This window comes from Aquisalinus flavus, from assembly GCF_014640095.1.
GTDB classification, from domain to species: domain Bacteria; phylum Pseudomonadota; class Alphaproteobacteria; order Caulobacterales; family Parvularculaceae; genus Aquisalinus; species Aquisalinus flavus.
On the sequence record NZ_BMGH01000001.1, the window covers coordinates 1,352,091 to 1,377,227 of the forward strand.

General features: G+C 62.1%; 25 protein-coding genes. 10 read left to right on the plus strand and 15 right to left on the minus strand.

Annotated features, from left to right (window positions below; all coding sequences use genetic code 11):
* The first annotated feature begins 25 nt into the window (after positions 1–25).
* The 3 genes from IEV88_RS06200 to IEV88_RS06210 are packed head-to-tail and all read left to right on the plus strand — an operon-like array spanning position 26 to position 1,301.
* Positions 26–322 carry a chorismate mutase gene (locus IEV88_RS06200; RefSeq protein ID WP_188160370.1) on the plus strand — a complete coding sequence of 99 codons (297 nt, stop codon included), beginning with the start codon at positions 26–28 and terminating at the stop codon, positions 320–322.
* Positions 319–843, plus strand: coding sequence for a PaaI family thioesterase (locus IEV88_RS06205; protein WP_188160371.1), 525 nt, complete (start codon positions 319–321; stop codon positions 841–843). Before IEV88_RS06200 ends, IEV88_RS06205 begins: the two co-directional genes overlap by 4 nt.
* Before the next feature lie 11 nt (positions 844–854).
* Positions 855–1,301: a PaaI family thioesterase gene (locus IEV88_RS06210; RefSeq protein WP_188160372.1), complete on the plus strand. Its 447-nt coding sequence runs from the start codon at positions 855–857 to the stop codon at positions 1,299–1,301.
* Here IEV88_RS06210 and IEV88_RS06215 read toward each other — a convergent pair whose 3' ends face one another.
* Both IEV88_RS06215 and IEV88_RS06220 read right to left on the minus strand, forming a co-directional pair.
* The gene (locus IEV88_RS06215; protein WP_188160373.1) at positions 1,302–1,634 is read right to left on the minus strand and encodes a TraR/DksA family transcriptional regulator; all 333 of its coding nucleotides are present in this window, start codon (positions 1,632–1,634) and stop codon (positions 1,302–1,304) included.
* The gene (locus IEV88_RS06220) at positions 1,631–2,098 is read right to left on the minus strand and encodes a DNA polymerase III subunit chi (protein ID WP_308419364.1); all 468 of its coding nucleotides are present in this window, start codon (positions 2,096–2,098) and stop codon (positions 1,631–1,633) included. Before IEV88_RS06220 ends, IEV88_RS06215 begins: the two co-directional genes overlap by 4 nt.
* Positions 2,099–2,279: 181 nt before the next feature.
* On the opposite strand from IEV88_RS06220, the gene IEV88_RS06225 reads away from it, so the two are divergent.
* Positions 2,280–2,906, plus strand: coding sequence for a P44/Msp2 family outer membrane protein (locus tag IEV88_RS06225; RefSeq protein ID WP_188160375.1), 627 nt, complete (start codon positions 2,280–2,282; stop codon positions 2,904–2,906).
* Between the two features lie 69 nt (positions 2,907–2,975).
* Here the strand turns inward: IEV88_RS06225 and IEV88_RS06230 are convergent, their stop codons facing one another.
* Entirely contained in the window at positions 2,976–4,460 is a 1,485-nt protein-coding gene (locus tag IEV88_RS06230; RefSeq protein WP_188160376.1) for a leucyl aminopeptidase, read from the minus strand.
* A gap of 201 nt (positions 4,461–4,661) precedes the next feature.
* Here IEV88_RS06230 and IEV88_RS06235 point away from each other — a divergent pair, with 201 nt between their 5' ends.
* The 6 genes from IEV88_RS06235 (at position 4,662) to rsmA (ending at position 12,733) form a co-directional block, all read left to right on the plus strand.
* Positions 4,662–5,804: an LptF/LptG family permease gene (locus tag IEV88_RS06235; RefSeq protein ID WP_188160377.1), complete on the plus strand. Its 1,143-nt coding sequence runs from the start codon at positions 4,662–4,664 to the stop codon at positions 5,802–5,804.
* The gene (gene lptG / locus IEV88_RS06240; RefSeq protein ID WP_188160378.1) at positions 5,804–6,898 is read left to right on the plus strand and encodes an LPS export ABC transporter permease LptG; all 1,095 of its coding nucleotides are present in this window, start codon (positions 5,804–5,806) and stop codon (positions 6,896–6,898) included. Before IEV88_RS06235 ends, lptG begins: the two co-directional genes overlap by 1 nt.
* 149 nt (positions 6,899–7,047) lie before the next feature.
* Entirely contained in the window at positions 7,048–9,279 is a 2,232-nt protein-coding gene (locus tag IEV88_RS06245; protein WP_188160379.1) for an LPS-assembly protein LptD, read from the plus strand.
* Between the two features lie 153 nt (positions 9,280–9,432).
* Positions 9,433–10,767, plus strand: coding sequence for a peptidylprolyl isomerase (locus IEV88_RS06250; RefSeq protein WP_188160380.1), 1,335 nt, complete (start codon positions 9,433–9,435; stop codon positions 10,765–10,767).
* 26 nt (positions 10,768–10,793) lie between these two features.
* Complete coding sequence (gene pdxA / locus IEV88_RS06255; RefSeq protein ID WP_229731423.1) at positions 10,794–11,894, plus strand: 4-hydroxythreonine-4-phosphate dehydrogenase PdxA; 1,101 nt, start codon at positions 10,794–10,796, stop codon at positions 11,892–11,894.
* A 2-nt stretch (positions 11,895–11,896) separates the two neighbouring features.
* The gene (rsmA, locus tag IEV88_RS06260) at positions 11,897–12,733 is read left to right on the plus strand and encodes a 16S rRNA (adenine(1518)-N(6)/adenine(1519)-N(6))-dimethyltransferase RsmA (RefSeq protein WP_206711392.1); all 837 of its coding nucleotides are present in this window, start codon (positions 11,897–11,899) and stop codon (positions 12,731–12,733) included.
* Positions 12,734–12,838: 105 nt separating this feature from the next.
* Here the strand turns inward: rsmA and gmk are convergent, their stop codons facing one another.
* The 12 genes from gmk to IEV88_RS06320 all read right to left on the minus strand — a co-directional run bounded on the left by gmk (position 12,839) and on the right by IEV88_RS06320 (position 25,049).
* Positions 12,839–13,486, minus strand: coding sequence for a guanylate kinase (gene gmk / locus IEV88_RS06265; protein ID WP_188160382.1), 648 nt, complete (start codon positions 13,484–13,486; stop codon positions 12,839–12,841).
* The gene (locus tag IEV88_RS06270; RefSeq protein ID WP_206711368.1) at positions 13,487–14,389 is read right to left on the minus strand and encodes a YicC/YloC family endoribonuclease; all 903 of its coding nucleotides are present in this window, start codon (positions 14,387–14,389) and stop codon (positions 13,487–13,489) included.
* Positions 14,379–15,419 (minus strand): endolytic transglycosylase MltG, encoded by a 1,041-nt coding sequence (gene mltG, locus IEV88_RS06275; RefSeq protein ID WP_188160383.1) that lies wholly within the window; start codon positions 15,417–15,419, stop codon positions 14,379–14,381. Before mltG ends, IEV88_RS06270 begins: the two co-directional genes overlap by 11 nt.
* Positions 15,420–15,450: 31 nt before the next feature.
* Positions 15,451–16,749 carry a beta-ketoacyl-ACP synthase II gene (gene fabF, locus IEV88_RS06280; protein WP_206711393.1) on the minus strand — a complete coding sequence of 433 codons (1,299 nt, stop codon included), beginning with the start codon at positions 16,747–16,749 and terminating at the stop codon, positions 15,451–15,453.
* Positions 16,750–16,900: 151 nt separating this feature from the next.
* The gene (locus tag IEV88_RS06285; protein ID WP_155138334.1) at positions 16,901–17,137 is read right to left on the minus strand and encodes an acyl carrier protein; all 237 of its coding nucleotides are present in this window, start codon (positions 17,135–17,137) and stop codon (positions 16,901–16,903) included.
* Positions 17,138–17,277: 140 nt separating this feature from the next.
* Positions 17,278–18,015 (minus strand): 3-oxoacyl-[acyl-carrier-protein] reductase, encoded by a 738-nt coding sequence (fabG, locus tag IEV88_RS06290; protein WP_188160385.1) that lies wholly within the window; start codon positions 18,013–18,015, stop codon positions 17,278–17,280.
* 22 nt (positions 18,016–18,037) lie between these two features.
* A complete protein-coding gene (fabD, locus tag IEV88_RS06295) occupies positions 18,038–18,973 on the minus strand; it encodes an ACP S-malonyltransferase (protein ID WP_188160386.1) in 936 nt (311 codons plus the stop codon).
* A gap of 275 nt (positions 18,974–19,248) precedes the next feature.
* Positions 19,249–20,220, minus strand: a complete 972-nt coding sequence (locus IEV88_RS06300; RefSeq protein WP_188160387.1) for an acetyl-CoA carboxylase carboxyltransferase subunit alpha — start codon at positions 20,218–20,220, stop codon at positions 19,249–19,251.
* A 162-nt stretch (positions 20,221–20,382) separates the two neighbouring features.
* Entirely contained in the window at positions 20,383–21,279 is an 897-nt protein-coding gene (gene bla, locus IEV88_RS06305; protein WP_188160388.1) for a subclass B3 metallo-beta-lactamase, read from the minus strand.
* An 8-nt stretch (positions 21,280–21,287) separates the two neighbouring features.
* Positions 21,288–22,289 carry a lipid A deacylase LpxR family protein gene (locus IEV88_RS06310; protein WP_188160389.1) on the minus strand — a complete coding sequence of 334 codons (1,002 nt, stop codon included), beginning with the start codon at positions 22,287–22,289 and terminating at the stop codon, positions 21,288–21,290.
* Between the two features lie 80 nt (positions 22,290–22,369).
* Entirely contained in the window at positions 22,370–23,344 is a 975-nt protein-coding gene (locus IEV88_RS06315) for a site-specific tyrosine recombinase XerD (protein ID WP_373291133.1), read from the minus strand.
* Positions 23,331–25,049 (minus strand): hypothetical protein, encoded by a 1,719-nt coding sequence (locus IEV88_RS06320; protein ID WP_188160391.1) that lies wholly within the window; start codon positions 25,047–25,049, stop codon positions 23,331–23,333. The genes IEV88_RS06315 and IEV88_RS06320 overlap by 14 nt, the downstream gene beginning before the upstream one ends.
* Positions 25,050–25,137: the final 88 nt, after the last annotated feature.

Sequence of the window (25,137 nt, forward strand, 5' to 3'; positions counted from 1 at the left end):
ACAGGGGGCAGGAAAAGGACAGGACATGAGCAAGGCACCGCAGGACTGCAAGGACATGGATGAAGTGCGCGTCGAGATCGACCGTCTGGACGCAGCGATCGTCGACCTGATGGCCGAGCGCTGGGGCTATGTCGACCGCGCCTGGCAGCTGAAATCCAGGCCGGAAGAGGCAACTGTACCCTGGCGTATCCAACAGGTGATCGATCGTGTTAAGCAGAGGGCCGATGAAAAAGGCCTGCCGCCCTCGCTGGTCGAAGCCCTGTGGCGCCAGCTGATCGGGTGGGGCATTCAGTATGAAGAAGAAAAACTGCGTAATTCATGAGTGACACGCCTGCCCAGCCGGACGACCAGAAGCTAGAAATCGGCGACGACCTGCCGGATTTCATCCTGCCGATGATGGAAGCCTCGCGCCAGTTCATCCAGAACGAGCACAATCTGTTCGCCCGGCTGAAGACATTCAGGCCGACGCGGATCATGCGCGGCCAGGCCGATTTCAGCATCACCGTCCCGGCGGACTTCTCCGCGGCGCCCGCTGATTCGGGCGGCCAGGTCATTCATGGCGGCATTTTCACGATCCTGCTGGACACGATACTCGCCTATACCGTCTGGACGCGCCTCGACCGGTTCATGCCGATCGCGACGATCAATTTGAAGACGGATTATCTCGGCCATGCCGAACCGGAACAGGCGATCAAGGTGATGGCCCAGTGCGAAGGGATCGCCGACGATGTCGCCTTCTGTTCCGGCAAGGCGGTCTGCGCCGGTACCGGCGACGTGATCGCGCTGGCCGAAGGCACGTTCATGGTCGGCACCAAGGGGCGGTCCTCCGCTTCACGGCTGTGAGGGAGGCGAGCATGGCAAACAGCGTACCCGACCTCACTCCCGACGCGCTCGAACGGATCGAGAAAGATATCGCCGGCTCCGGCATGAGCCGGTGGCTGAATATTTCCGCGACGGCAGAGAACGATGGCCTCAGCTACCGGCTCGGCTTTGCGGAGGGCCATATCGGCAATCCCGTGATCCGCGCCCTGCATGGCGGGGTGATCTCTTCTTTTCTTGAAAGCTGCGCCCGGCTGGAACTGATCGCCCGACTGTCGCCCGGTGTGCATCTGCGCACGACCAGCGTCCACACCAGCTATTTCCGCTCGTCCAAGGCGCAAGACATGCTGGCACGGATTTCCCTGCAACGGGTCGGTCGCCGCTTTGCCTTCGTGGAGGCCACCGGCTGGCAGGGCGAGGAAGACAATGTCGTCGCCCGGTCCGCAATCGGCATCCGCGTCATCCGATCCGGGGAAGAGTGATCAACCCTTGCAGTCGACACACAACTCGGCCAGCGGGTCGATCGCCAGCCTCTTCGGCGCGATTTCCTCGCCGCAGTCGAGGCAATAACCGAACTCGCCCGCCTGCAGCCGCGCCAGCGCCTGGTCTATTCGTTTCAACTCGCGCTTCCTGAGCTGCTCCTGGGCGTTGGCCATGGCCTGTTGCTGCAGGGCATCCTGGCGCGACAGGCGCCCCACCGATTGCTGGTCGAGCTCGACCGGCTTGCGGGCGTCCGCGCTGATCCCCGAGCGTGCCAGCAGATCCTCGCGCAGATCTTCAATCCGCACACGCCATTGTTCCGGTGTTTCCGTCACCCCTGCTTTTCCCAACGTCCGCTCTGGTTCTGGCGCCAATAGGTCGCAGCGTGACCCGCGGCCTTGACCTTTGTCCAGAAGCCGCGCGCTGCCGTCACGGCCTGCTCGTCACCACCATCAAAGATCCTGATACAGCGGATGAGGTTTTCTATCGTTTCCGGTTCGGCTTCTGCCCCCTCGACCAGGAAAAGGACATCGCGCTCACCGCCGGTTGAGTCGGTCTCGGTAATGAAAATCGGGTGGTCGGCGCCATCGCCATCGGTGCCATGGGGCAGAAAACTTTCATCCGTATAGGTCCAGAGAAAATTATTTATCGTGTCCGCCATGTCACGGGTGCTTGTGGCAACAAGGACACGCCAGCCACGTTCCATCGATTTTTCGAGCAGATCGGGCAGAATATGCTCAAGCCTGGCCCTCTCAAGATGATAAAAAAGCACTTCTGTCATGCTGGCGTTGATCCCCATGCGGAATTAACCTTTTTCACGGATGCGAGAGGTGAAACTTGCCCCTTTAAAACCATCATCCGTCTCCCACTTAACGCTTCGCTGCAGGCCACGACAGGTCGTGACCTGGCGAGACCGGACACCATGCGGGCGACGCTGGTGCCGGCCTTCAACACAAAATGATCATGAGGAGGGACAATCAATGTCTCTGAAAAATTTCGCACTTTCCACTTCCGTTCTGGCTGCAGTCGCATTCGGCGGCTCCGCTCTCGCTCAGGATAGCGGGTACTACGTTCAAGGCAATCTTGGCGCCAATGTCATCGTACAGGATGACGCCGACCTGTCGGTCGACGGGCTTGGCGATTTCTCCGGCAGCTATGATGCTGACACCGGTTATGCGATCGGCGGCGCGCTCGGCAAATATTTCGGCAACGGTTTCCGCAGCGAGATCGAGCTGGCCCATCGTTCCAACGATATCGGCAACATCGAAGCTGAAGGCCAAGAGTTCGAAACCGATGGCGACATCTCGTCGACCTCTGTTTTCCTGAACGGCTATTACGACTTTGCCGTCGAGAACAGCATTTTCGTTCCCTATATCGGCGCCGGCCTCGGCTATGTGAATGTCGATGCTGAGGACGAGAACGAAGGCGTCTTCGGCTACCAGTTCAAGGGCGGCGTTGCCCGTCCGGTCGGCGCAAGCGGCGGCCTCATCGGGGTCGAAGCAAGCTATCTCGGCACCAGCAAAGTCGAGTTCGATGTCGATGGCGGCACGCTCGAAGCCGATTACGGCAACACGGCGCTTGGCGTTTTCTACCGTCAGTCCCTGTAACCTACCCCCCCTCATCAGGACTGATGAAGAAAGGCCCGGGATCTCGTCCCGGGCCTTTTATCTTGCTCCCTATGCCTCGTAATTGGCGCGGATGAACTCATCCAGCAGGCGCACGCCATAACCGGTGCCGCCCTTCGGGATGATCGGGGTCTCTTTCTCAGTCCACGCCATACCGGCGATATCGAGATGCGCCCACGGCACACCGTCATCGACGAACTGTTTCAGGAACGCCGCCGCCGTCGACGATCCGCCTTCACGGCCGCCAATATTCTTCATGTCGGCGATCGGGGACTTGATCATGTCCTCATGCGCCTTGTCTACCGGCATGCGCCAGACGCGGTCGCCGGTCGCCTTGCCGGCGGCATCGAGCTTGGCCACCAAGTCATCATCGCCCGAGAAGACCCCTGCATATTCGTGGGCGAGCGCAATGATGATCGCGCCGGTCAGCGTCGCGAGGTCGATGATCGCGGACGGCTTGAACTTCTGCTGGGCGTAGGTCAGCGCGTCGGCGAGGACGAGTCGGCCCTCGGCATCGGTGTTCAGTACCTCGATCGTCTTGCCGGACATCGACGTCAGGACATCGCCCGGGCGAATCGCATTGCCGTCAGGCATGTTCTCGACCAGGCCGAGAATGCCGATGACATTGGCTTTCGCCTTGCGCCCGGCGAGCGCGGCCATGGCACCGGTCACGGCACCGGCGCCGCCCATATCCCATTTCATGTCGCCCATGCCCGGTCCCGGCTTCAGCGAGATGCCGCCGGTGTCGAAGCACACGCCCTTGCCGACGAAGCAGACCGGCGCCTCGGATTTCGCGCCGCCCATCCATTTCATGATGGCGAGCTTGCTTTCCCTGGCCGAGCCCTGCCCGACGCCGAGAAGCGAGCCCATGCCGAGCTTTTTCATCTGCGCCTCGCCGAGGATCTCGACCTTCACGCCAAGGCTCTCCAGCTCTTTGCAGCGCTGGGCAAAGGTCTCGGGATAGAGAAAGTTGGCCGGCTCGGAAACGAGATCGCGGGTCAGGAAAACCCCGTCGGCGATTTTTTCCAGCTCCGCATAAGCCGATTTCACCGCAGCCGATTTCGTGCTGTGCATGGCGATTTTGGTCAGGCTCGGCAGTTCGGATTTTTCCGCCGTGGTGCGGTACTTGTCGAAGGAATAGCTGCGCAGGCGCGCACCGAAGGCGACGCGGGCGGCGAGGCCGGCATCGTCATCGGCAAACCCCTCGAGCGCGAATACCAAGGCCTTTTCCCCGTCGCGCAGATATTTTGCGATGACCCGGCCGCCGAGGGCTTCGGCTGCCAGCAGGTCGAGCTCGCTACGCTTGCCCGCCCCGGCAAGGCAGATGGCGGCATTGTCGAGACCCTTCGGGCTCGGGATCTCGAGCAACTGGCCGGCCTTGCCGGAGAAGTCCCGGGCCTTGGTCGCGCGGGTCAGCGCCCCATCGGTCTTGCCGTCGAGATCGGTAAAGGCCGCGGTCTGATCGCCATCGGCAAAGACGGGCACGACGATAATACCGGCTTTCGGCAGGCTGGCCTTGGAAAAAGTAATGTTCATTCGATACTCCCTGTTGAGTGGTGCGTGTAACACGGGGAAATGCGCAGATGAGACCGGCATGTCTCAATTTTTGGTAAGGTACAATTTCCTGTAAGGTATGACGCGGCTTCCTTTGCCTTCAAGATCAAATATGCTAGCGAACGGTGGGGGATAGGCGTTATGTGCGTCATCTGTCCGCGCAACGGCTCTTAAGGAACACTCGTGTCACAACTCGACAGATATCTCTTTTCGCAGAGTATCAAACCCCTGATGCTGATCACCATCTGCGTGACAGCGATCGTGTGGCTGACACAAATCCTCCAGCGCGTCGATCTGATGGTCGAGGATGGCGGCACGCTGAGTGCCTTTCTCAAGGTGACCGTGCTGATCATCCCGAACCTGCTGGCGGTGGTCACGCCGTTCACCCTGTTCGCGACCGCACTGTTCATTCTCAATCGGCTGAAGGGCGACAGCGAGATAGCGGTTATGTCCGCTTCCGGCGCCAGCACCTTCCGCGTCGCCCGTCCGCTGCTCGCCCTCGCCCTGCTCGGTACAGTATTGAGCTTCTATCTCAATCTCGACCTGATGCCGCGCAGCTACCGCGTGCTGAAGGACACGGTACAGACCGTGCGCAGCGACATTGCCAAATCGCTGATTCGCGCCGGCGAGTTCACCACCGTCGTCGATGGCCTGATGGTCTATGCCGAGGAGGTGCGCCCGGGCGGACAGTATCTCGGTATGCTGATCTATGACGAACGCAATCCGACACGCCCGACGACCTATATGGCCGAGGCCGGTCTTTATCGGAACACCGTTTTCGGACCGCGCCTGCACCTGGCGCGCGGCAATTTCCAGCAGCCTGGCAATGACGGCAAGGTCAACGTCACCGGCTTCACCGAAACCGCTGTCGACCTGACCCAGTACCAGCGCTCGGCAGGGCCCGGCTATCGCGAGCCGACGGAGCGGTATATCTCCGAGCTGCTCTATCCGGACATGAGCGTCCCCTATGACATCCAGCAGGAAGGCGTGCTCAAAGCCGAAGGCCATGCCCGCCTGTCCAACCCGTTCTACAATATCCTCTTCGTCCTCATCGCCATGCTGGCGCTGATCAAGGGGCCGTTCAATCGCAACGGCTATTCACGGCGCATTCTCTATGCCTCCGGTATCGCGATCTTCCTGCGGGTCATCGGCTTCACGCTTGAAAACGCGGCAGCATCGACGCCGGCGATGAACATCGTGCAATATATCCTGCCGATCGGCGGCAGCATCGTCTGTCTGGCCATCCTGGTCGGCCTGCCCCGCCTTGGCCTGCGCAGGTCCCGGCGCGACCTGACCAACAAACTCTATCCGAGGAGAGCGCACTGATGCCCAGATTTACGCTCTACCGCTATCTCAGCGTCCGCACCCTGACCGGCGTCATCGGCCTGCTGATCATTCTCGCCATGATGACCATCCTGATCGACATGATCGAAAGCCTCAGGGAGGTCGAACGAATCGAAAATGCAGGCATCGGCTTCGCCGCGCAGCTGACCTTGCTGCGGGCGCCGAAACTGGTGCTCACCACCATGCCCTTCATCTTCCTGTTCGGATCGATGTGGGCTTTCTACCAGCTCAACAAGCGCTCCGAGGTCGCGGTGATGCGCTCGGCCGGCCTGTCCATCTGGGGCATCATCCTGCCGTCGGCGATCCTCGCCGTACTGACCGGAATCGCCGTGCTGACCTTTGCCGACCCGGCGGCGTCGCGCATGTCGAGCGAGGCGGAATCGATCAAGAACGACATTCGCGGCAAGAGCGCCAACCTGATCAAGGAGCTCAATGGCGGCATCTGGTTGCGTCAGCGCACGGACGAGCAGACCCTGATCCTGCATGCCTCCAGCTATGATGCGGATAATAATTTGCTGCGGGACGTGGTCCTGTGGAAACAGACCCTCGACGGCGTCTTCCTCGAACGCTGGGATGCAGAGCAGGCTGAAATCCAGGATCGCCGCTATGTCCTGCACGATGCGCGCCTGCGCACCCTCGAAGGCCAGGACAGACAGGTTCGGGAAACCCAGGTCGTCGATGCGCTGTTTTCCATCGACGAGCTGCGCGAGGACATCGCCAAGCCTGAAACCATGTCGATCTGGGCCTTGCCGAGATTCATCGACCTTGCCCGCGATGCCGGTCTGCCTACGGTGAAATACGAATTGCGCTATCACGACCTGCTGGCCTTGCCGGTCAAGCTGCTGGCGATGGTGCTGATCGCGGCGTCGTTCTCGATGAAACCGGTCCGTCAGGGCGGCACTGTCAGGCTGGTCCTGTGGGGCATCGCGGCGGGCTTCCTGCTGTTCATTTCCGCCGAGATATCCAATGCGACGGCCGAGGCAAGGCTGGTTCCGGTTGTGCTCGCCGCCTGGGCACCCGTCTTCATAGCAGGGTTTCTTGCGCTCACATTCCTGTTCAATACCGAAGACGGTTGATTGCCTTTAATAAATTGGACTGTTGCTGCGATGCATTATAAGTTTGGGGTAAGAGTATGGCTTTATCTACAGGCCTTGTGAAAGGGCACAGAGGGGGATCACTGTTGCAGGTTTCACGCAAAGCATTATTGGCGGGTCTCGCGGGCGGCATGGCAATCACGGCGGTGTCTCACGCCCAGTTCTCGCCGACCACCGAAGACGAAAGCGTCGTGTTCGAGGCGGACACGGTCACGCGTCAGACCAAGGACAGCCCGGTCATCGCCGAAGGCAATGTCAAAGCCTATTACGGCGAACGCTTTATCACTTCCGACCGCATCGTTTATGATCCGACGACCGATATCGTCACGGCCATCGGCAATGTTTCCATTACTGAGGCTGACGGCCAGACCTATTTCGCCGACGACATCGTCCTCACAGGCGACATGGCGGATGGCGTTGTTAACAATTTCTCTGCCCTGCTCGAAGGCGATGCGCGGCTCGCCAGCGCCACGCTCGTCAAGGAAGGCGACGAGCGCAATATCCTCAACCGCGCGGTCTATACCGGCTGCGATGTCTGCACGGAAGACGGCTCGCCGAAGACACCATCCTGGCAGCTAAAGGCCCTGAGAGTCGTTCAGGACAAGGAAGAAAAGGTCATCCGTTTCCGGAATGCCTTCTTCGAGGTCAAGGGCGTTCCCATTATGTATACGCCCTACATGCAGATCCCCGATCCGTCGGTGAAGCGCCAGAGCGGTCTGCTGACCCCTTCCTTCGGCTCGACGACGACCCAGGGGGTCTATCTTGAGACGCCCTACTATTTCGCGATTTCCGATTACCAGGACTTCACCTTCCGGCCCAAATTCATGGAAACCCAGGGCGTGCTGCTGCAGGGCGAATACCGCATCAACAACTGGCGCGGCGGCTCGGTGATCCAGGCCGGTATCATCGACGCCAATGAGAACAACGAGTATTTCGTTTCCGGACAGCCTTCCGGCAACACGCCCGAGAACCGCTTTCACCTCTTTGGCAAGGGCCATCAGAATTTTTCCGAGAGCTGGCGCGCGAGCTTCGATGCCAATTATGTCTCCGACAAGCGCTACCTGCAGACCTATGACGTCAGCCGCGTCGGCAATCTTGAGGTCGGCTCGGAACTGTTCCGTCCCGACCGCCTGAGCAGCGAGATCAAACTGCAACGGCGCACCGACCGCTCGCTCTTCGCCCTCGAAGGGCTCGGTTTCCAGTCGCTGCGCAGCAACGAAGACAATTCCTATGTCGCCCAGGGCGTGCCGCGTATCCGGTATAATGGCGTGTTCGATACGCCGAGGGTCGGTGGCCAGACGACGCTGAACGGTCAGTTCCTGTCGCTGCGCCGCGAGAATGGCCTCGATTCCTATCTGACCACCGTCTCGGCGGACTGGGAGCGCCGCTTCACAAGTACCAACGGCCATATGTTCCGTGTTTTCGGCCAGGCCCGCGGCGACATCCACAGCTATCAGGACCTCGAAGCCGGCAATGAAGTCTGCAATATCGACAATCTCAGCGCTGCGGCCTATCAGGAATGCATCGTCACCCTGCCCCTGCCCGAAGATGGCGGCAGCACCGCTGTCAGCCGCTTTCTGCCGACCGCCGGTGTCGAATGGTCCTATCCGCTCGCCAAGCAGACCGGGAATGCCACCTATATCGTCGAGCCGCGCATCCAGCTGATCGCCAGCCCCGAAGCCGATTACATCGACGAGGTACTCAACGAGGACAGCCAGTATTACGAGTTCGACACGACGACGCTGTTCAGCGAAAACAAGTCCGCCGGCTACGACATCTGGGAAGACGGCCAGCGCGCCAATATCGGCCTGTCGGCAGCGGCAATCTTCGACAATGGCCTGTCCGTCGAAGGCGAGATCGGCCAGCAGTTCCGCAGCGAGGAAAGCTCCGTCTATTCCGCCTACGGGCTGCAAACGGGCCTTGGCGGTACCGAGTCCGACATTGTCGGTACGGTTAACGTCGGCTGGAACAACTCGCTTTATTTCAACAACTCTTTCCGTCTCGACAAGGACGACGGCACAGTGCGCCGCGCCGAGACCCAGCTTTACGGCGTCTATGGGCGGCTGAAGGGCTCGGCAAGCTATCTCAAGACACAGCAGCCGGACCTGACTGGCGTCAGCCAGGTGGAAGAGTTCGTCAACGCCAGCGTGCAATACAACATCACGCGCGAATGGGCCGTGGCCGCAGGCGCTATCCGTGACGTGACGGCAGGCGAAAACACCAAGGAAGAGATATCCCTGATCTATCAGGATGAGTGCACTCGCATCATTCTGGGCTACCGCAACGATCCGCGGCGAGACCTGGATTTCGATTTCGACAAGTCGATCACGTTCAAGATCGAGCTGCTCGGCATCACGCAATAGGCCGGCGCCAGCCATATTGACGCCACGGTTAACGGCCATGGTATCCAGAAGGTATGTTTACACAGGCAGTCGGGCAATTTAGCTTGTGAAATGCCGATATAACGTTATCGTCTCGGCCAAAAAGGGCGGGAGATGAAAGGGTCTGTTTGTTTCATGATCAAGAGTTCGCAGTTGAAGAAATCCGGGCTTTTCTGCAGCGTGGCGGGTGTTCTCGCCATTGCCTTCGCCGGCGCGTCACTGCCTGTCATGGCACAGGACGGGAGCCAGCAAGCTAATCAGGAACCGCAGATACAGGCGCTCGAATCGGTCGCTGCCGTCGTAAACGACAAGGTGATTTCGACCTTCGACCTGCGCCAGCGCATCCAGCTGATCGCCCTGACCTCCGGCGGACAGATCCCCGAATCGGCCATGGCCCAGGTCCAGGCCAAGGCGCTGCAGGACCTGATCGAGGAGCAGCTGAAGCTGGCAGAAGCCGAATCCGTCGACTTCGACGTCGATCCGGAAGAAGTCGACCAGGAACTGGCTGGCATCGCCGCCAATTCCGGCAATACCATTGAACAGCTCGAGCAGCAGCTCAATGCCGTCGGGATTTCCATCGAAACGCTGCGCCGCCAGATTCGCACCCGTCTCGTCTGGCAGCAGCTTGTCGCCGGGCGCTATTCCAGCCGCGTGCGAATTTCGGACTCCGAGATCGACGCCGTCATGAACCGGCTGCGCGCCGAGAGCCAGGACGAGCAATATTTGGTTTCCGAAATCTGCCTGCCGGTTCGCGAGAATTTCTCGACCGCCCAGATTGAACAGGCCGGGATGCAGATCATCCAGCAGATGCAGCAGGGCACGCCTTTCGAGGCAATGGCAAGACAGTTTTCGGTCTGCTCGTCGGCAGCCAATGGCGGTGATCTCGGCTGGCTGCGTGCCGGCGAAATGGAACCGGAGCTCGGCAATGTCGTGCGCCAGATGGCAGCAGGCAATGTCTCCCGTCCCATCGCGCTTGACGGCACCGTCCGCATCCTTGCGGTCCGCGAGACCCGCGAAGCGGCCGAACAGGGCGTGAAGTCCTATGAACTCGGATATGCCAGCGCACCGGCCAGCATGAGCCGTGAAGAAGTGGCCGAGATCACGTCCAAGCTGCCCCAGACCAATATCTGCGCCGGCGATGCGTTGAGTATCGATCTCGGCCAGGACGTTGATTTCGAACTCCTTCCCATGATCCCGGCAAGCCGTATGCAGGAGCCGTTCCGTGCCCCCGCAGAACAGCTGGAGCGCGGCGAAGTCTCCGAGCCTATCCGGTCCGGCGATTCATGGCATGCGATACTGCTTTGCGCCAAGGATGACGGGCTCGGCCTGCCATCGCGCGGCCAAATCGAAGATCGCCTCTTCGCCCAGGAACTCGACCTGATCTCCCGCCGTTACCTGCGCGATGTGGAGCGGGATTCCTCTGTTCAGATTCTTCTTGGTAATAACGGGCCCCAGAACCAGAACGGCTAACAGACCAGATCGGTTAAGGCATACTTTTGAAACATGACCCGGCAGGACCGCCCCTCCCCCTCGCCCTGACCATGGGCGAGCCGGCGGGTATAGGCCTCGAAATAACCCTCAAGGCCTGGCATCATTTCGCCACGAGCTACACGCCCGGCGCGCATCATTTCTTCCTGATCGACGATCCCGTCCGCGTGGCCAGGGCGCTGCGCCATCTCGGCTCGCCGATCCGCATGTCGACGATCGGCACGCCGGCGGAAGCGGGCAATGCCTTCAAGAAGACCCTGCCGGTCCTGCCGCTGGAGATGGATCCCCTGCCCGCCGACACCGCGGTCGGCTTCGGCAAGCCAAGCGTGGCAACGGCCGAGGCAGTGATCCTGTCGATCCGCCAGGCTGTGAAGCTGGCGCTCGACGGCAAGGTCGCGGGGATCGTCACCAACCCGATCCAGAAGAAAACGCTGATTGATAGCGGTTTTGCCTTTTCGGGGCATACGGAATATCTGGGTGACCTGACCAAGGATGTCGCATTGCCGAGCGAGGGCCTGGTGCGCGGACCTGTCATGCTGCTCGCCAGTGACACGCTGCGCGTCGCGCCGGTCACGGTGCACACGCCTCTCGCCAAAGTATCCCAAGAGCTGACCACGCAACGCATCGCCGATGTCGCCATCGTTGTCGCCCAGGCGCTGGTGCGTGATTTCGGCGTATCCAGTCCGCGCCTTGCCGTCAGCGGCCTCAACCCCCATGCCGGCGAAGGCGGTGCGCTGGGACTGGAAGACCAGCACATCATCGTGCCGGCGATTGCCTGGCTGCGCGAGCACGGGGTCGATGCCTTCGGCCCGCTGCCAGCCGATACGATGTTCCACGAGGAAGCAAGGGCCCAGTATCATGCGGCGATCACCATGTATCACGACCAGGGCCTGATCCCGATCAAGACGATCGCCTTCCATTCGGCATCCAACATCACCCTCGGCCTGCCGATAATCCGTACGTCACCGGACCACGGCACCGGCCTTGATATCGCCGGGCGCAATATCGCCCGGCCGGACAGCCTGATCGCCTCGATCCGCATGGCCAACCTGATGGCCGCGCGGCGTCAGGCCTATGATGCCTCCCTGACCAGCGGAAGTAGTTCATGAGTATGTATCCGGGCTCTGCCCTCCCGCCCCTGCGCGACGTCATCGACCGCCATGAACTCGGCGCGAAAAAGGCGCTCGGCCAGCATTTCCTCCTTGATCTGAACATCACCCGCAAGATCGCCCGGCTGAGCGGCCTTGAGCGCAGCGAGACGGTGGTGGAGATCGGCCCCGGCCCCGGCGGCCTGACCCGGGCGCTGCTGGAGACCGGTGCCGACATGATCGCGATCGAGCGCGACCGGCGCTGCATCGGCGCCCTCGAAGAGCTGAAGCCCCATTATGACGGCAGGTTGTTGCTGGTCGAGGATGATGCGCTGATCGCCGACGAGCCGGCCTTGCTGGCGCTGCACGGCGTCAACGGCACGGTCCGGCTTGCCTCCAACCTGCCCTACAACATTTCGACGGAACTGCTGATCAAATGGCTCAAGGTGACCCCGCGCTGGTGGACGTCGATGACGCTGATGTTCCAGAAGGAAGTCGGCGACCGTATCCTCGCCCAGCCGGGCTCCAAGACCTATGGCCGCCTGTCGGTGATATCGCAGGCCATGTCGAAACCCGAGAAAGGCTTCGTCCTCCCGGCCCGCGCCTTCACGCCGGCGCCGAAGATCGATTCGATCGTCCTGAATTTTACGCCGAACCCGGACATTTCCGTCGATCCGCTGCTGCTGGAAAAGATCACCGCTGCCGCCTTTTCCCAGCGCCGCAAGATGTTGCGCTCGTCGCTGAAGGCGATCTTCGGCAACGAGGTCGAGGCGAAGCTCGAGGAAGTCGGCATACCGGCGACACGCCGGGCCGAAGACGTGCCGGTGAAGGGATATGTCAAGCTGTGCGAGCTTCTCTGAGGGTCAGAGCAGCCTGCGCCCGGATGGACGCAGAGGAGCTGCGCCAACACTCTGGAAACGATCAACTTTTCTGCCTTCAAATGAGTCCATTGAAGACCGGTTGATCTAGCTGCCCTCGATGATCGCCTTGACCTTGGCACCCAGCCCGATCTGGCGCGTCCGCTTGAGCCGCTCCGCCACGAGGATCGACTGCAACAGGGCTTCGGATTCATCGAGCTCGTAGTTCAGCACGACATAATCATATTCCGCCCAGTGAGAGATTTCGCTGTCAGCCTTGGCCATGCGGGCGGCCACGACCTCGGCAGAGTCCTGCGCGCGCGTGTGCAGGCGGCGCTCCAGCTCGTCGCGCGATGGCGGCAGGATGAAGACTTTCACCAGATCATCGCGGGCGATCTCGCCCAGTTGCTGTGCGCCCTGCCAGTCGATGTCGAACAGCACGTCCTTGCCGGACGACAATGCCTCCTCGACCTGTGCTTTCGGCGTGCCATAGTAATTATCGAAAACCTTCGCCGATTCCAGGAACGCGCCAGTCTCACGCATACGGAGGAATTCGTCCTGGTCGATAAAATGATAGTCGACGCCGTCCCGCTCGCCCGGTCGCGGCTTGCGCGTGGTTGCCGACACCGACAGCGACAGGTCCGGATCCGCCTGCAGCAGCCGGTTGCACAGGGTCGTCTTGCCGGCGCCTGACGGGCTGGAAACGACGAACATGAGACCCCGGCGGGGGATGCGGTTGACGGCAGGACTTTTCATCTACTCGACATTCTGGATCTGTTCACGCATCTGGTCGATGACGGTTTTCAGGTCGAGACCGACCTGTTTCAACTCGATCGTCTGGGCCTTGGAACACAGCGTGTTGGCCTCGCGGTTGAACTCCTGGACGAGAAAATCGAACTTGCGCCCGATCGGGCCGCCTTGCGTCATCAACTGGCGGGCGGAGGCGATATGCGCCGTCAGCCGGTCCAGTTCCTCGCGCACATCGGCTTTGACGGCGAGCAGGGCAATTTCCTGCGCCAGCCGCTCTTCCGGCAACTCGGTCTGCAGGTCCCTGAGCTGGTCCTTCAGGCGCTGGCGGATCGTCTCCGTGTTCTGCCCGGCAATATCGGTGGCCTGCGCCGTCAGGGTATCGATCACCGACACCTGGCCATCCAGCACTCTGGCGAGCCGGGCGCCTTCCTCACCGCGCGCCGCGACAAGCGCCTCAAGCGCCGCCTGGAAGCTGGTGGTGATCTCGGCGCCGAGGGCCGCGGCGTCATCCTCGTCCAGCGACTTCTCCTCGGTGACGAGCACGCCCTTGAGCGCGAGCAGGCCGTCAGCCGTCGGCGGCGCGCAATCCGTCAGATTACTGACTTTTTCGGCGGCGGCAATGACCGCGGCGAGCGCATCCTCGTCAAGCCGCGGCCGCGCGTCCGGCTGGTCGGACTGGAGCTGAAGGTTCAGCATGACCGAGCCGCGATTGATCTGTGTCGGTACCAGCGTCCGCAGGTCCGCCTCGAGGAAATCAAGCATGGAGGGCAGGCGCAGCTTCACGTCGAGACCGCGATTGTTGAGACTGCGGCACTCCCACACCCAGCGCCAGGACTGCTCGCCCTGTTGGTGAGAGCCATCGACCCGGGCAAAGCCGGTCATGCTGTTCAGGGTATTTTCACTGGGCACTGGCGCGCTCCCGCTCGATCCGCCGCCATTTCGCGACATTGGCATTGTGTTCGGCAAGGGTCGAGGCGAAGGCGTGACCGCCAGTCCCGTCGGCAACGAAGAAGATATAATCGGTATCCGCCGGGTTCAGCACCGCCGCGATGGACGCACGGCCGGGATTGGCGATCGGCGTCGGCGGCAGGCCGCGGATGACATAGGTGTTGTAAGCTGTCTCACCGCGCAGTTCCGACTGGCGAATGCCGCGGCCGAGCGGCTCGCCGCCGGTCAGGCCATAGATGATGGTCGGGTCCGATTCGAGCCGCATGCCGCGATTCAGGCGATTGACGAAGACGGACGCCACCAGCGGGCGTTCTGCCGCAACGGCGGTTTCCTTTTCGACGATGGAGGCCAGGATGACCGCCTCTTCCCTGGTCTCGAAGGGCAGGTCTTCGGCCCGCGTCTCCCACAGCAGGTCGAGCACCTCGTCATGGGCATCCATCATGCGCTGGACGAGTTCATCGCGGGTATCGCCGCGCGGGAAGGCGTAGGTTTCCGGCAGCAGGTCGCCCTCGGCCGGCGCGAGCGTAATCTCCCCCTCCAGCACGTTATTCGCGTTGATCAGCGCCATGATCATGTTCGTCGTCAGCCCCTCCGGGAAGGTGATGAGGTGCATGTAGATCTTGCCGGAGACGATGGTGTCGACAATGTCGAGCACGCTCGCGCCGGCCGCGATCTCGAACTCGCCGGCGCGCAGTCGCGTATCGGCCTGGCGCAGCTTGGTGGCGATGAGGAAATATTCCTCGCGTTTGATCGCGCCTTCCTCGACCAGCATCGCAGCGATGTCGGTCACCCCCATGCCGGGCTTGACCCAGATCACCGTCCTCGCGGCGAGCGGCCCGTCGGACGATATTTCCTTCTGGATGAAATAGGCCAGCGCCGCAAAGGCCGCGATGGCGACCAGCGCCAGAATGAAAATGGTGCGGATAGCCGCGCCGACGGCTCCGCCCTGCTGGACCTGTCGGCGTCTTGCTGAAATCGGTTTTCCCGTCATGACCTGGCGCGCTGCCCCCGCGTTAAATGACTCACACCTTGCGGAAGATGATAGATGCGTTGGTACCGCCAAAGCCAAAGGAGTTTGACAGGACGGCGTTGATTTCCTTCTCGACCTTGGCGTTGGCGGCCAGATTGATCGGCGTGTCGACCGACGGGTTGTCGAGGTTGATCGTCGGCGGAGCGACATTGTCGCGCATGGCGAGAATCGAGAAGATTGCCTCGATCGCCCCGGCTGCCCCGAGCAAGTGGCCGGTGGCGGATTTGGTCGAGGACATGACGAGGCCGTCGGCATCGTCGGCGAACAGGCGTTCGACGGCCCGCAATTCGATCTCGTCCCCCTTCGGGGTCGAGGTGCCGTGGGCGTTGACATAGTCGATGTCGCCCGTGCCCATACCGGCGCGCTCAAGCGCCATTTTCATCGCGCGATAGCCGCCATCGCCATTCTCCGCCGGCGCGGTGATGTGATAGGCATCGCCCGACAGGCCATAGCCGACGATCTCGCCATAGATCTTGGCGCCGCGGGCCTTGGCATGTTCGTATTCCTCCAGCACGACGATGCCGGAGCCCTCGCCCATCAGGAAGCCGTCACGGTCGCGGTCATAGGGCCGCGAGGCCTTTTTCGGCGTGTCATTGAAGCCGGTCGTCAACGCCTTGCAGGCCGCGAAGCCGGCAATGCCGAGACGGCAGACCGGCGCTTCGGCACCGCCCGCGACCATGATGTCGGCATCGCCGACCTGGATCAGCCGGGCGGCATCGCCGATGGCATGAACGCCGGTGGCACAGGCCGTGACAACGGAGTGGTTGGGGCCCTTCAGGCCATGGCGGATGGACACCTGGCCGGAGACGAGGTTGATCAGGCTGCCCGGAATGAAGAAGGGCGAGACCCGGCGGGGCCCTTTTTCGTGCAGGGCGATAGTCGTGCTTTCGATCAGGTTGAGACCACCGATACCCGACCCGATCATGGCACCGGCGCGTTCCTTTTCGGCATCGGTCTTCAGCTCGATCCCGGCATCTTCCAGCGCCATGTCGGCTGCGGCGAGACCGTAGACGATGAAGTCGTCAACCCGGCGGCGTTCCTTGGCGTCGACCCAGTCATCGGGATTGAAGGTCAGCTCACCGCCCTCCGCCTCGCCGCCGCCATTGCCGTTGGCCTGGGGGATTTCCGCGGCGATCTTGCACGGCAGGTCGGAGACGTCGAATTTCTCGATGCGGTTGGCCCCCGCCTCGCCATTGAGGATACGCTGCCAGACACCGTCAATGCCCTTGCCCTTTACCCCCGCACCCAGCGGGGTAACCAGCCCCAGACCAGTGACCACGACACGTCTCAGCATAAATCCTCCGGCTTGTTCCCGGTCAATAAACAGGACCGGCGCTGCCGCGTCACCTAAAACCGGCGCCGCATATAAAGAAAAAGCCACCATGATTTTCCCGGTCGGGAGGTCATGATGGCTTTCAAACTCTCATCGGTCGGTGCGGACCTTAAGCGTTGTTCTTTTCGATGTAAGCAATGGCATCGCCGACGGTCTGAATCGTCTCGGCGGCATCGTCCGGAATTTCAATATCGAATTCTTCTTCAAACGCCATAACCAGCTCGACAATATCGAGGCTGTCTGCGCCCAGATCGTCGATGAAGCTCGCCTTGGGCTCGACCTTGGCAGCGTCGACATCAAGGTGTTCAACGGTGATCTTCTTAACGCGTTCAGCGATATCGGACATTCTTTGCTCCTTTTCTTGAGTATCACTCTGCCGGACACCCAGCGGTTTATTCTATTAACGCCCGGACTGTTCCTGCAGTTCGTAACCGACAATTGCGCGATAGGGCAAATTGTTTTCGAAAGCAACCGAAACAAAATGCACTAAATCATCACCATTCCGCCATTGACGTGGAGGGTCTGGCCGGTGACGTAGCCTGCCTCATCCGACGCCAGATAAACGACGGCAGAGGCGATATCCTCGGGCGTGCCCATCTTGCCGGCCGGGATCTTGCCGTAGATCGCTTCCTTTTGCTGATCGCTCAGCGCATCGGTCATCGCCGTGGCGATAAAGCCGGGGGCGACGCAGTTCACGGTGATCCCGCGCGTCGCCATCTCCTGGGCCAGCGATTTCGACATGCCGATCATGCCCGCCTTGGAGGCCGCATAATTGGCCTGCCCGGCATTGCCCATGACCCCGACCACCGACGTGATACCGATGATTCGACCGAATCGCTTCTTCGCCATGCCGCGCAGGCAGGCCTTGGCGAGGCGGTGATAGGCGGTCAGGTTGATGCGCAGGACGTCGTCCCATTCGTCTTCCTTCATGCGCATGAAGATCTGGTCCCGGGTGACACCGGCATTGGAGATGAGGATATCGAGCGAGCCCATCGCCTCGACCGCTTGCCCCGGCAGGGCGTCAACCGCCTCGAGGTCAGACAGATTACAGGGCAGAACATGAACCCGCTCGCCGAGTTCCTTTTCCAGCCCTTCGAGCTTCTCTGCCCGTGTGCCCGAGATAGCGACCGTCGCGCCGCGCGCGTGGAGCGCCGTGGCAATGGCGCCGCCAATACCTCCCGTAGCACCTGTAACAAGGGCTGTTTTTCCAGTAAGATCAAACATTTATAGCGCCTTCCTCAAGCTCTTAAAGTGACTTGTACTTCTCGATATCATCGGGCCCGCCAATGGAGATGGCGTCGGCTTCACTGGCGATGCGCTTGACCAGACCGGCGAGGACCTTGCCGGTGCCGATCTCGATGAACTGGTCGACGCCCTCGCTCCGCATCCGCGCGACACTTTCGGTCCAGCGGACACGGCCGGTCACCTGCCGGACAAGAAGATCGCGGATGGCGTCGGTATCGACGGTCGGCCCGGCCGTGACATTGGCGATGACCGGTATGGCCGGCGCCTTTATTTCGGCCTGCTGCAGCGCCTCGGCCATGCGTTCGGCGGCGGGGGCCATCAGCGTGGAGTGAAACGCCGCCGACACCGGCAAGGGCAGGACGCGCTTGGCGCCTTTCGCCTTCAACGCCTCGGCGGCAGCCTCGACAGCCGGCTTCTGGCCGGAGATGACGACCTGTCCCGGCGCATTGTCATTGGCGATCTCGCAGACGCCATCGCTCTCGAGCCCGGCAAGCACGGTCTCGACATCCTCGAGGCTCAGCCCGAGAACGGCGGCCATCGCCCCCTCGCCGACCGGCACGGCGGCCTGCATCGCCTCACCGCGAATGCGCAGCAGCCGGGCCGTGTCGGCCAGGCTGAACGCACCGGCGGCGCACAGGGCGGAATATTCGCCGAGGGAATGGCCCGCGACGCAGGCGGCATCCTCGATCTCGAGGTCAGCCTCGCTCTGCAGGACACGGAAAACGGCGATCGAATGCGCCATCAGCGCAGGCTGGGTATTGGCGGTGAGGGTCAGCTCATCGGCCGGCCCCTCCCACATGATCTTCGAGAGTTTCTGCCCCAGGGCTTCGTCGACTTCATCAAAGACAGACCTTGCGACCGAAAACCTGTCGGCGAGGTCCTTGCCCATGCCGACCGACTGCGAGCCCTGTCCGGGGAAAATGAACGCCTTTGCCATAATAGATTCCTTCCTGATCGGTCTTAAGACTGCCCGGCTGGCGGTGCAAGCGCCGCGGCGCAAAGTTGTGTGTCGGCCGCGGCGGGCCATGTCGAGCCCGCGTCACAGCAGAGCGGTCCAAAGCCCTGATTTTGCGCCACTTTCGCCTGTTTCTCGTGGCGATGAAAAGCGCTGTCGGCGAGGCCTGACGCCCCCTCGACCACCCATTTCCTGATGGATTACCTTAAGGACGCTCGCCAAGACAGGGTTGTGTAACCTGCATATGCCTGAAATGCCTAAGCGAGACCGACCCGGCCGATGGTGAGGAATTTCTCGCGCCGTTGCTTGCGCAGCTCGTCAGGCGACAGATCTTCGAGATCGTGAATCGCATGCTCCACCGCATCGCCGAGACGTTCGATCGTTGCCTTCACGTCGCGATGGGCGCCGCCAAGCGGCTCCGAAATGATCTGGTCGATGACGCCGAGTTCCAGCAGGTCGGCAGCTGAGATCTTCATCGCCTCGGCAGCATCGGGTGCCTTGTTGTCGCCCTTGGCCTGGGCGTCGCGCCACAGGATCGAGGCGCAGCCTTCCGGCGAGATCACCGAATAGATCGCATGTTCCAGCATCATGACGCGGTTACCGGCTGCGATGGCGACGGCCCCGCCGGACCCGCCCTCGCCGACGATGACGGAAATCAGCGGCGATCCGAGCGCGAGGCATGTCTCGGTGCAGGTCGCGATCGCTTCGGCCTGGCCGCGCTCCTCCGCGCCAAGACCGGGATAGGCCCCGGCGGTGTCGACAAGGGTGACGACCGGCATTTGAAAGCGCTCTGCCATCTCCATCAGGCGGATCGCCTTGCGATAGCCCTCCGGCCGGGCCGAGCCGAAATTGTGCTTCAGGCGGCTTTCCGTATCGCGGCCCTTTTCATGGCCGATGAACATCACCGAGCGGCCGCGGAATCGCGCCGGCCCGCCAACGATGGCTTCATCTTCGCCGAAGGACCGGTCACCGGCCAGGGGCGTGAAGTCCTCGGTGAGGCCTTCGATATAATCACAGAAATGCGGGCGCTGGGCGTGGCGCGCAACGGAGGTTTTCTGCCACCGCGTCAGGTTCGAATAGGTGTCGGACAGCAGTTTCTGCGCCTTGACCTCGAGGCGCGAGATTTCGTCATTCACATTGACGTCCGCGCTCTTTTCCATGCCGCGCAGGTCTTCAATACGGCTTTCCAGTTCAGCGATCGGTTTTTCAAAGTCCAGATAGGTGCGCATACTCATACCCGCGGGTTTATAGGGGTTTCGTTACGATGGGCCTAAAAAGCCCGCCAATTCAATACTCAGGTAAGCCAATATGCCCGGAATGCCAAGTTTCGAGGGCCGGGCACAAGGGGAAACACCGACGCAAATCCGGCATTTCGACGGGTCGATGGCACCTCAGGGCGCTCCTGTCTCATCGGCGAGACGCTGCCTCAGGCGCCGATCGACCGCCTCGGCATAATCGCTGCAGGCGGCAGGATCGGTCAGCGTGCCCGCCTCAAGCCGCTCGCGCAGCGCGCTGGCAGAGGGATGCGGTGTCAGCAGCAGGGTGCAGTCGAGGCCGGACAGTTTCTCGATGGACGCCCGGTACGCCGCCAGAAAGGCCGGGTGATCGGAAAAGCGGTACTCGTCGGCGCTGACCGGGGACATGCTGTCGGCATAGACAATGGTCTCACACTGGCTGTCGTCGCAGCTTTGCCACTGCCAGCTCATCGCCCCGGCGGTGTGACCGGGTGTAGCGACAGCGGTAATCACTATATCGCCGAGCGTCAGCACGTCACCGTCCTCGACCACACCATCGACGCGGGCAGCCGGAAATGGCTCATGCATGCCGTATTGCGGGTCCGATGGCGCATCCTCACCGGTGTCCAGCACCGGCGCGGCGGCGGGTGAGGCCAAAAGGCGAGCATCGCTGAGCCGCTGCAGGGCGGCAAGCCCGGCGACATGGTCGAAATGCTCGTGGCTGTAGAGAAGGATCCTGATATCGGCGATATCGAAGCCCAGCGCCTGCACGTTGGCCGCGATGATCTCCGCACCGGTTTCCGTGCCGCCGTCGATCAGAACGTGCCCGTCGCTCCCCGTGATCAGGATCGCGCCGATACCGCACGTACCGACATAATAGGTGTTGCCGAACACCCTGAAGGGCGGGCCGGGCTTGTCCCAATCATCCCAGTCTGCGCAGACCTCTTCCCACTGGTGTGACGCCGCTTCGGCGGTCTGAGGCGCAGGTACAGCCTGTACGGCGTCGCCACCCGTGATGGCGGCGATCAGACCTGCCCAGAGGAGTACGGTCATGGACGTTCCTAGAAATTGACCGACAGCGCGATGGAGCCGATTTTCTGCGGGGTCATCTGGGTCTCGTATTCCTTGCCACGCTGCTGATAGGTGAAGCTGACCTGGGTGAAGGCGAGCTGGGCCGCCGCGCCGATGAAGAAATCGCCGACGAACGGCTCCTTGTCGACATTCGGGCTGTCCTCGAAGCTCGACCCGTCGAGGAAGACGTTGCGCGCGACAAGGCGGGCCTGCATCCCGGCGAAGAGATAGGCCGACAGGATCGAGTCATTGTCCCAGAACCCGGCGCCGGAATAGGGGAACATGCGGGCCGGCAGGAAATCGTCGCCCAGATCCTTGCCGAGGCGCACATAGCCGCCGCCTGTCGCCTGGACGAGGGTATTGCCGAGCGTGCCGCCGCCCTGGGCGATGACATCCGCCCCGAAGCCCATCGGCCCTTCGACCATCAGGATCTTCTGCATCCGGTCATAGGAAACCGCGACCGCCGGCTCCGTCCCCAACTGGCTGTCCCAGCCCTGGGCCTCGTTGTCGTCGAAAATCTCGTGGAAGGCGTCCTGAAGCTGCTCGGCCTGGGCTTCCGGGCCGATAATGCCGACGGAAATGGCAAGGCGCTCCAGCGTATTGCCGCGCTGCTCGAAAACCGAATATTCACCGCCAAGATAGCCGGCATAGGGGTGTTGCCCCTCAGGCACGCCGGCCGTGGCGGTATCATTGGGCACGAACATCATATGGTTCAGCGAAATACCGGTGCGCACGCGGCTCCCGGAATCCGCGCCAAGGAATTGCGTCGCCAGACGCCCCGTCCAGCCATCGCCGACCGCGCTTTCGCCGGAGACGTAATCAAGCCGGATACCGCTGGAATAGTCGCGGTCCTGGTTGAACATCCAGTCATTCTCGTGGACCAGCGTGTAGGTGCCGCCGCCCTCGCCCGCCTGCGCTGCGCCAATGCCAAGGGCCATCATGGCGGCCAGTATGCCTGCCGAAGCAGTCGTCTTCAGTACGGTGCGGTTCATTGTGTCCCCTGCCTGTCACTCGTGAGCTATATCCCGGCGGCAATATGGCCGGTTTCATTAACCGTGAACAGTAGCCTGCTTTATTTTTTGGCGAGGGGGTGTTTCTCCAGAACCAGCTTGCGCAGGCGCGCCTGCTGGACATGGGTGTAGATCTGCGTCGTCGTGATGTCGGCATGGCCGAGCATCTGCTGCACCGCCCTCAGGTCAGCCCCGCCTTCCAGCAGATGGGTGGCAAAGGCGTGGCGCAGGACGTGGGGCGAGACGCCTGCGGGCGGCACGCCGGCGGCGACCGCCAGGTCCTTGAGCAATTGCGCGAACCGCGCGGCAGTCAGATGCCCCGTCTTGCCGCGCGAGGGAAACAGCCAGCGCTGGAACGCGCCCCCCGCGTCCGGCACGGTATGCCGCCAGCCCGCCTCCAGCCATTGGCGTGCTGCGGCCATCGCAGGATCGGACAACGGCACCAGCCGTTCCTTGTCGCCCTTGCCGATGACACAGAGAAATGGCTGCCCCTCGCGGATCGCCGATTTCGGCAGGCCGACAAGCTCCGACACGCGCAAACCCGTCGCATAGAGAATCTCCAGCATGGCGAGGAGACGCAGGGCCTTTGCCCGCTCCACCTCATCCTGCGCGCCGGATACCGCGTCGCTTGCGGCCTGCAGCAGGGCGTCCACCTGTTCGCCGCTCAACACTTTCGGCAGGGGGCGGACGGTTTTCGGCCGGTCGACGGTCTCCATCGGATTGTCGGCGCGCAGCTTCTCGCCATAGAGGAAGGCATAGAATTGCCGCAGCGCCGAGACACACAGCGCCTGTGTCGCCGCCGCGATACCGGAGGCCTTCAGCCCCTCGATATAGGCGCGGATATCGTCCGTCTGCGCATTGAAAAGGTTTTTCCGTCGGCGCCTGAGGAAGGCCGCGACACGGTCAAGGTCACGCCCGTAATTGCGGATCGTGCGCGCGCTGGCACCGCGCTCGACCAGCATCATTTCCAGAAAGGCTTCCTTGAGGGCGAGGCTGTCGGCACCCCCGCTGACGTCGCCGGGACTACTCATCGCCATCCGGTTTGACGCGCGGCATGATGCGCGATTGCGGTCCGCTAGCCGGGGCACCATTGGCTTCCTCGGGCACGATCGCAGGGCCGTTTTCATAGAGCGGCCTTGCCGCGGCAATCGCGGTGATCACCTGACCAAGCGCCGCCTCGAACGCCAGCTCGCCCTCGATATCCACCGTCACCAGGATCTCCTCGGCATCGGCGAGCAACGTCTCCCGGATCGATCCGAGCAGGCCGTCACCATCTTCCGTATGCGCCAGAATGAGCCATGACAGGGCAGCCGCCCCTTCCGCCTCGCCCCGGGCATTGTTCAGGCTGACGCGGACGAGATCCGGAAGCAGTTCGCGCGCGATGGTCTGGTCTGTCGACCAGCTGGTCTCGATCGGCTCGATGGTAATACCGTTCTGCCCGGCGAGCGACGTCGCGAGAGCCGGGTCGCGCAGGTTGAGCAGCGAAAGCAGCATGGCCGCCTGGTCAAGGCCGTCCGGATTGCTCTGGTCGGCGGTCAGTGCGCCGGTCCATTTGCGGATCAGGCTTTCATTGCGCGCGACGATACCGGCAAGCGCATAGTCCATGGCATAGGGGGTATAATTGACCACCACTTCGACCTGGTCGGCCATCGGCGCGAACAGCTTGGCGAGGACGGTGAATTCCTCGGGCGTTTGCGCGGCCTGCAGCGCATCGCCGATCAGCGCCGAGCGGTCGATGGTAAATTCCGGCGCAGTCATTTCCGCGGCGGCCCGCCAGACGAGCAATGGCGTCAGCGGATCGTCCGGCAGGGTCTCCAGCGCCTCGCGGGCCGTGGCGATCTGCTCCGGCGACAATTGCAGCGTCTGGACGAGGCTGCGGGCATCGGACGGGCGCAACACGCCCATATAGAGACCTTCACGGATGGCATAGGTCCGCGCCTCCAGGCTTGCCTGGGGGTCGTTCGCGATCGCACGCAGGATGATGCCGCTCGCGCCCTCGAGCTGGCCGGCGGTGAAGGACGCCCCCAGTTGACGGGCAGCAACATAATCGAAGCCTGTCTCGGGTGCAGGGAAGCTCTGCGGTGTCGCGCCATTGATCAGCGCCGTGAACAGCTGCCCCTCGCCGCCCTCGAGGGCGTCCTGCTCGCGCAGCAGCCCGAGCGACAGGTCGGCGGCAGCCGTCTCGCCATTCTCAAGATAGCACAACAGGCGCAGTTTCAGCCAGAAAGGCTCGCTGCGCCCGGCCTGCAGATTGGCGCCGCGGCGGCAGGCGGTGGCAAGATCGCCGTTCAGCATGTCGGCATAGGCGACGGCCTGGGCCAGTTTCGGCTGGCGCGACAGGCCGCCGGAAAGCTCTGCCAGCGATGCGGCTTCCTCGTAGAAGCCGGCATCGGCGAGCGTGCGCAGCTTGATCACCGTCAGGTCGGTATCGGCCCCGTCGGGCCCCGGCCCGGCGGAGAGCAGGACGCGACGCAGCAGGTCGAGTTCGGCGGGATTGGAATAGACCGTCGGAACGGCCTGCAGCAGGAAGGCGATGTCCTCTGCCTGCGTACCGCGCCACAGGGTCGACTGGAGAGCCCCGGTCGACGGTGTCAATGACCCGATATCGAACGTGTTCTGGCCGAATTCAGCCGTCTCGACCTCGACCGGTCCGATATCCTGGACAGGCTGGGCGACGGCGGCGCTGGCGAAAGCGGACAGAACAAGGGCCGGAAGCGCCTTATGGATCGGGTTGCGGGGCATTGAGATCAATCTCCTGCTCAATCATTCTCGTGTTGGGCGTGCGGCTGGCGCCCATGACATACAGAACTATCAAGGTCATGATGAACAG

Excerpts from the sequence above, each read along its gene's own strand:
- IEV88_RS06200 (WP_188160370.1), top strand. The coding sequence starts at position 26 with ATGAGCAAGGCACCGCAGGACTGCAAGGACATGGATGAAGTGCGCGTC.
- IEV88_RS06205 (WP_188160371.1), top strand. The coding sequence starts at position 319 with ATGAGTGACACGCCTGCCCAGCCGGACGACCAGAAGCTAGAAATCGGC.
- IEV88_RS06210 (WP_188160372.1), top strand. The coding sequence starts at position 855 with ATGGCAAACAGCGTACCCGACCTCACTCCCGACGCGCTCGAACGGATC.
- IEV88_RS06220 (WP_308419364.1), bottom strand. The coding sequence starts at position 2,098 with ATGGGGATCAACGCCAGCATGACAGAAGTGCTTTTTTATCATCTTGAG.
- IEV88_RS06225 (WP_188160375.1), top strand. The coding sequence starts at position 2,280 with ATGTCTCTGAAAAATTTCGCACTTTCCACTTCCGTTCTGGCTGCAGTC.
- IEV88_RS06230 (WP_188160376.1), bottom strand. The coding sequence starts at position 4,460 with ATGAACATTACTTTTTCCAAGGCCAGCCTGCCGAAAGCCGGTATTATC.
- lptG (WP_188160378.1), top strand. The coding sequence starts at position 5,804 with ATGCCCAGATTTACGCTCTACCGCTATCTCAGCGTCCGCACCCTGACC.
- IEV88_RS06245 (WP_188160379.1), top strand. The coding sequence starts at position 7,048 with ATGGCAATCACGGCGGTGTCTCACGCCCAGTTCTCGCCGACCACCGAA.
- IEV88_RS06250 (WP_188160380.1), top strand. The coding sequence starts at position 9,433 with ATGATCAAGAGTTCGCAGTTGAAGAAATCCGGGCTTTTCTGCAGCGTG.
- rsmA (WP_206711392.1), top strand. The coding sequence starts at position 11,897 with ATGTATCCGGGCTCTGCCCTCCCGCCCCTGCGCGACGTCATCGACCGC.
- gmk (WP_188160382.1), bottom strand. The coding sequence starts at position 13,486 with ATGAAAAGTCCTGCCGTCAACCGCATCCCCCGCCGGGGTCTCATGTTC.
- mltG (WP_188160383.1), bottom strand. The coding sequence starts at position 15,419 with ATGACGGGAAAACCGATTTCAGCAAGACGCCGACAGGTCCAGCAGGGC.
- IEV88_RS06285 (WP_155138334.1), bottom strand. The coding sequence starts at position 17,137 with ATGTCCGATATCGCTGAACGCGTTAAGAAGATCACCGTTGAACACCTT.
- fabG (WP_188160385.1), bottom strand. The coding sequence starts at position 18,015 with ATGTTTGATCTTACTGGAAAAACAGCCCTTGTTACAGGTGCTACGGGA.
- fabD (WP_188160386.1), bottom strand. The coding sequence starts at position 18,973 with ATGGCAAAGGCGTTCATTTTCCCCGGACAGGGCTCGCAGTCGGTCGGC.
- IEV88_RS06300 (WP_188160387.1), bottom strand. The coding sequence starts at position 20,220 with ATGCGCACCTATCTGGACTTTGAAAAACCGATCGCTGAACTGGAAAGC.
- bla (WP_188160388.1), bottom strand. The coding sequence starts at position 21,279 with ATGACCGTACTCCTCTGGGCAGGTCTGATCGCCGCCATCACGGGTGGC.
- IEV88_RS06310 (WP_188160389.1), bottom strand. The coding sequence starts at position 22,289 with ATGAACCGCACCGTACTGAAGACGACTGCTTCGGCAGGCATACTGGCC.
- IEV88_RS06315 (WP_373291133.1), bottom strand. The coding sequence starts at position 23,344 with ATGGCGATGAGTAGTCCCGGCGACGTCAGCGGGGGTGCCGACAGCCTC.
- IEV88_RS06320 (WP_188160391.1), bottom strand. The coding sequence starts at position 25,049 with ATGCCCCGCAACCCGATCCATAAGGCGCTTCCGGCCCTTGTTCTGTCC.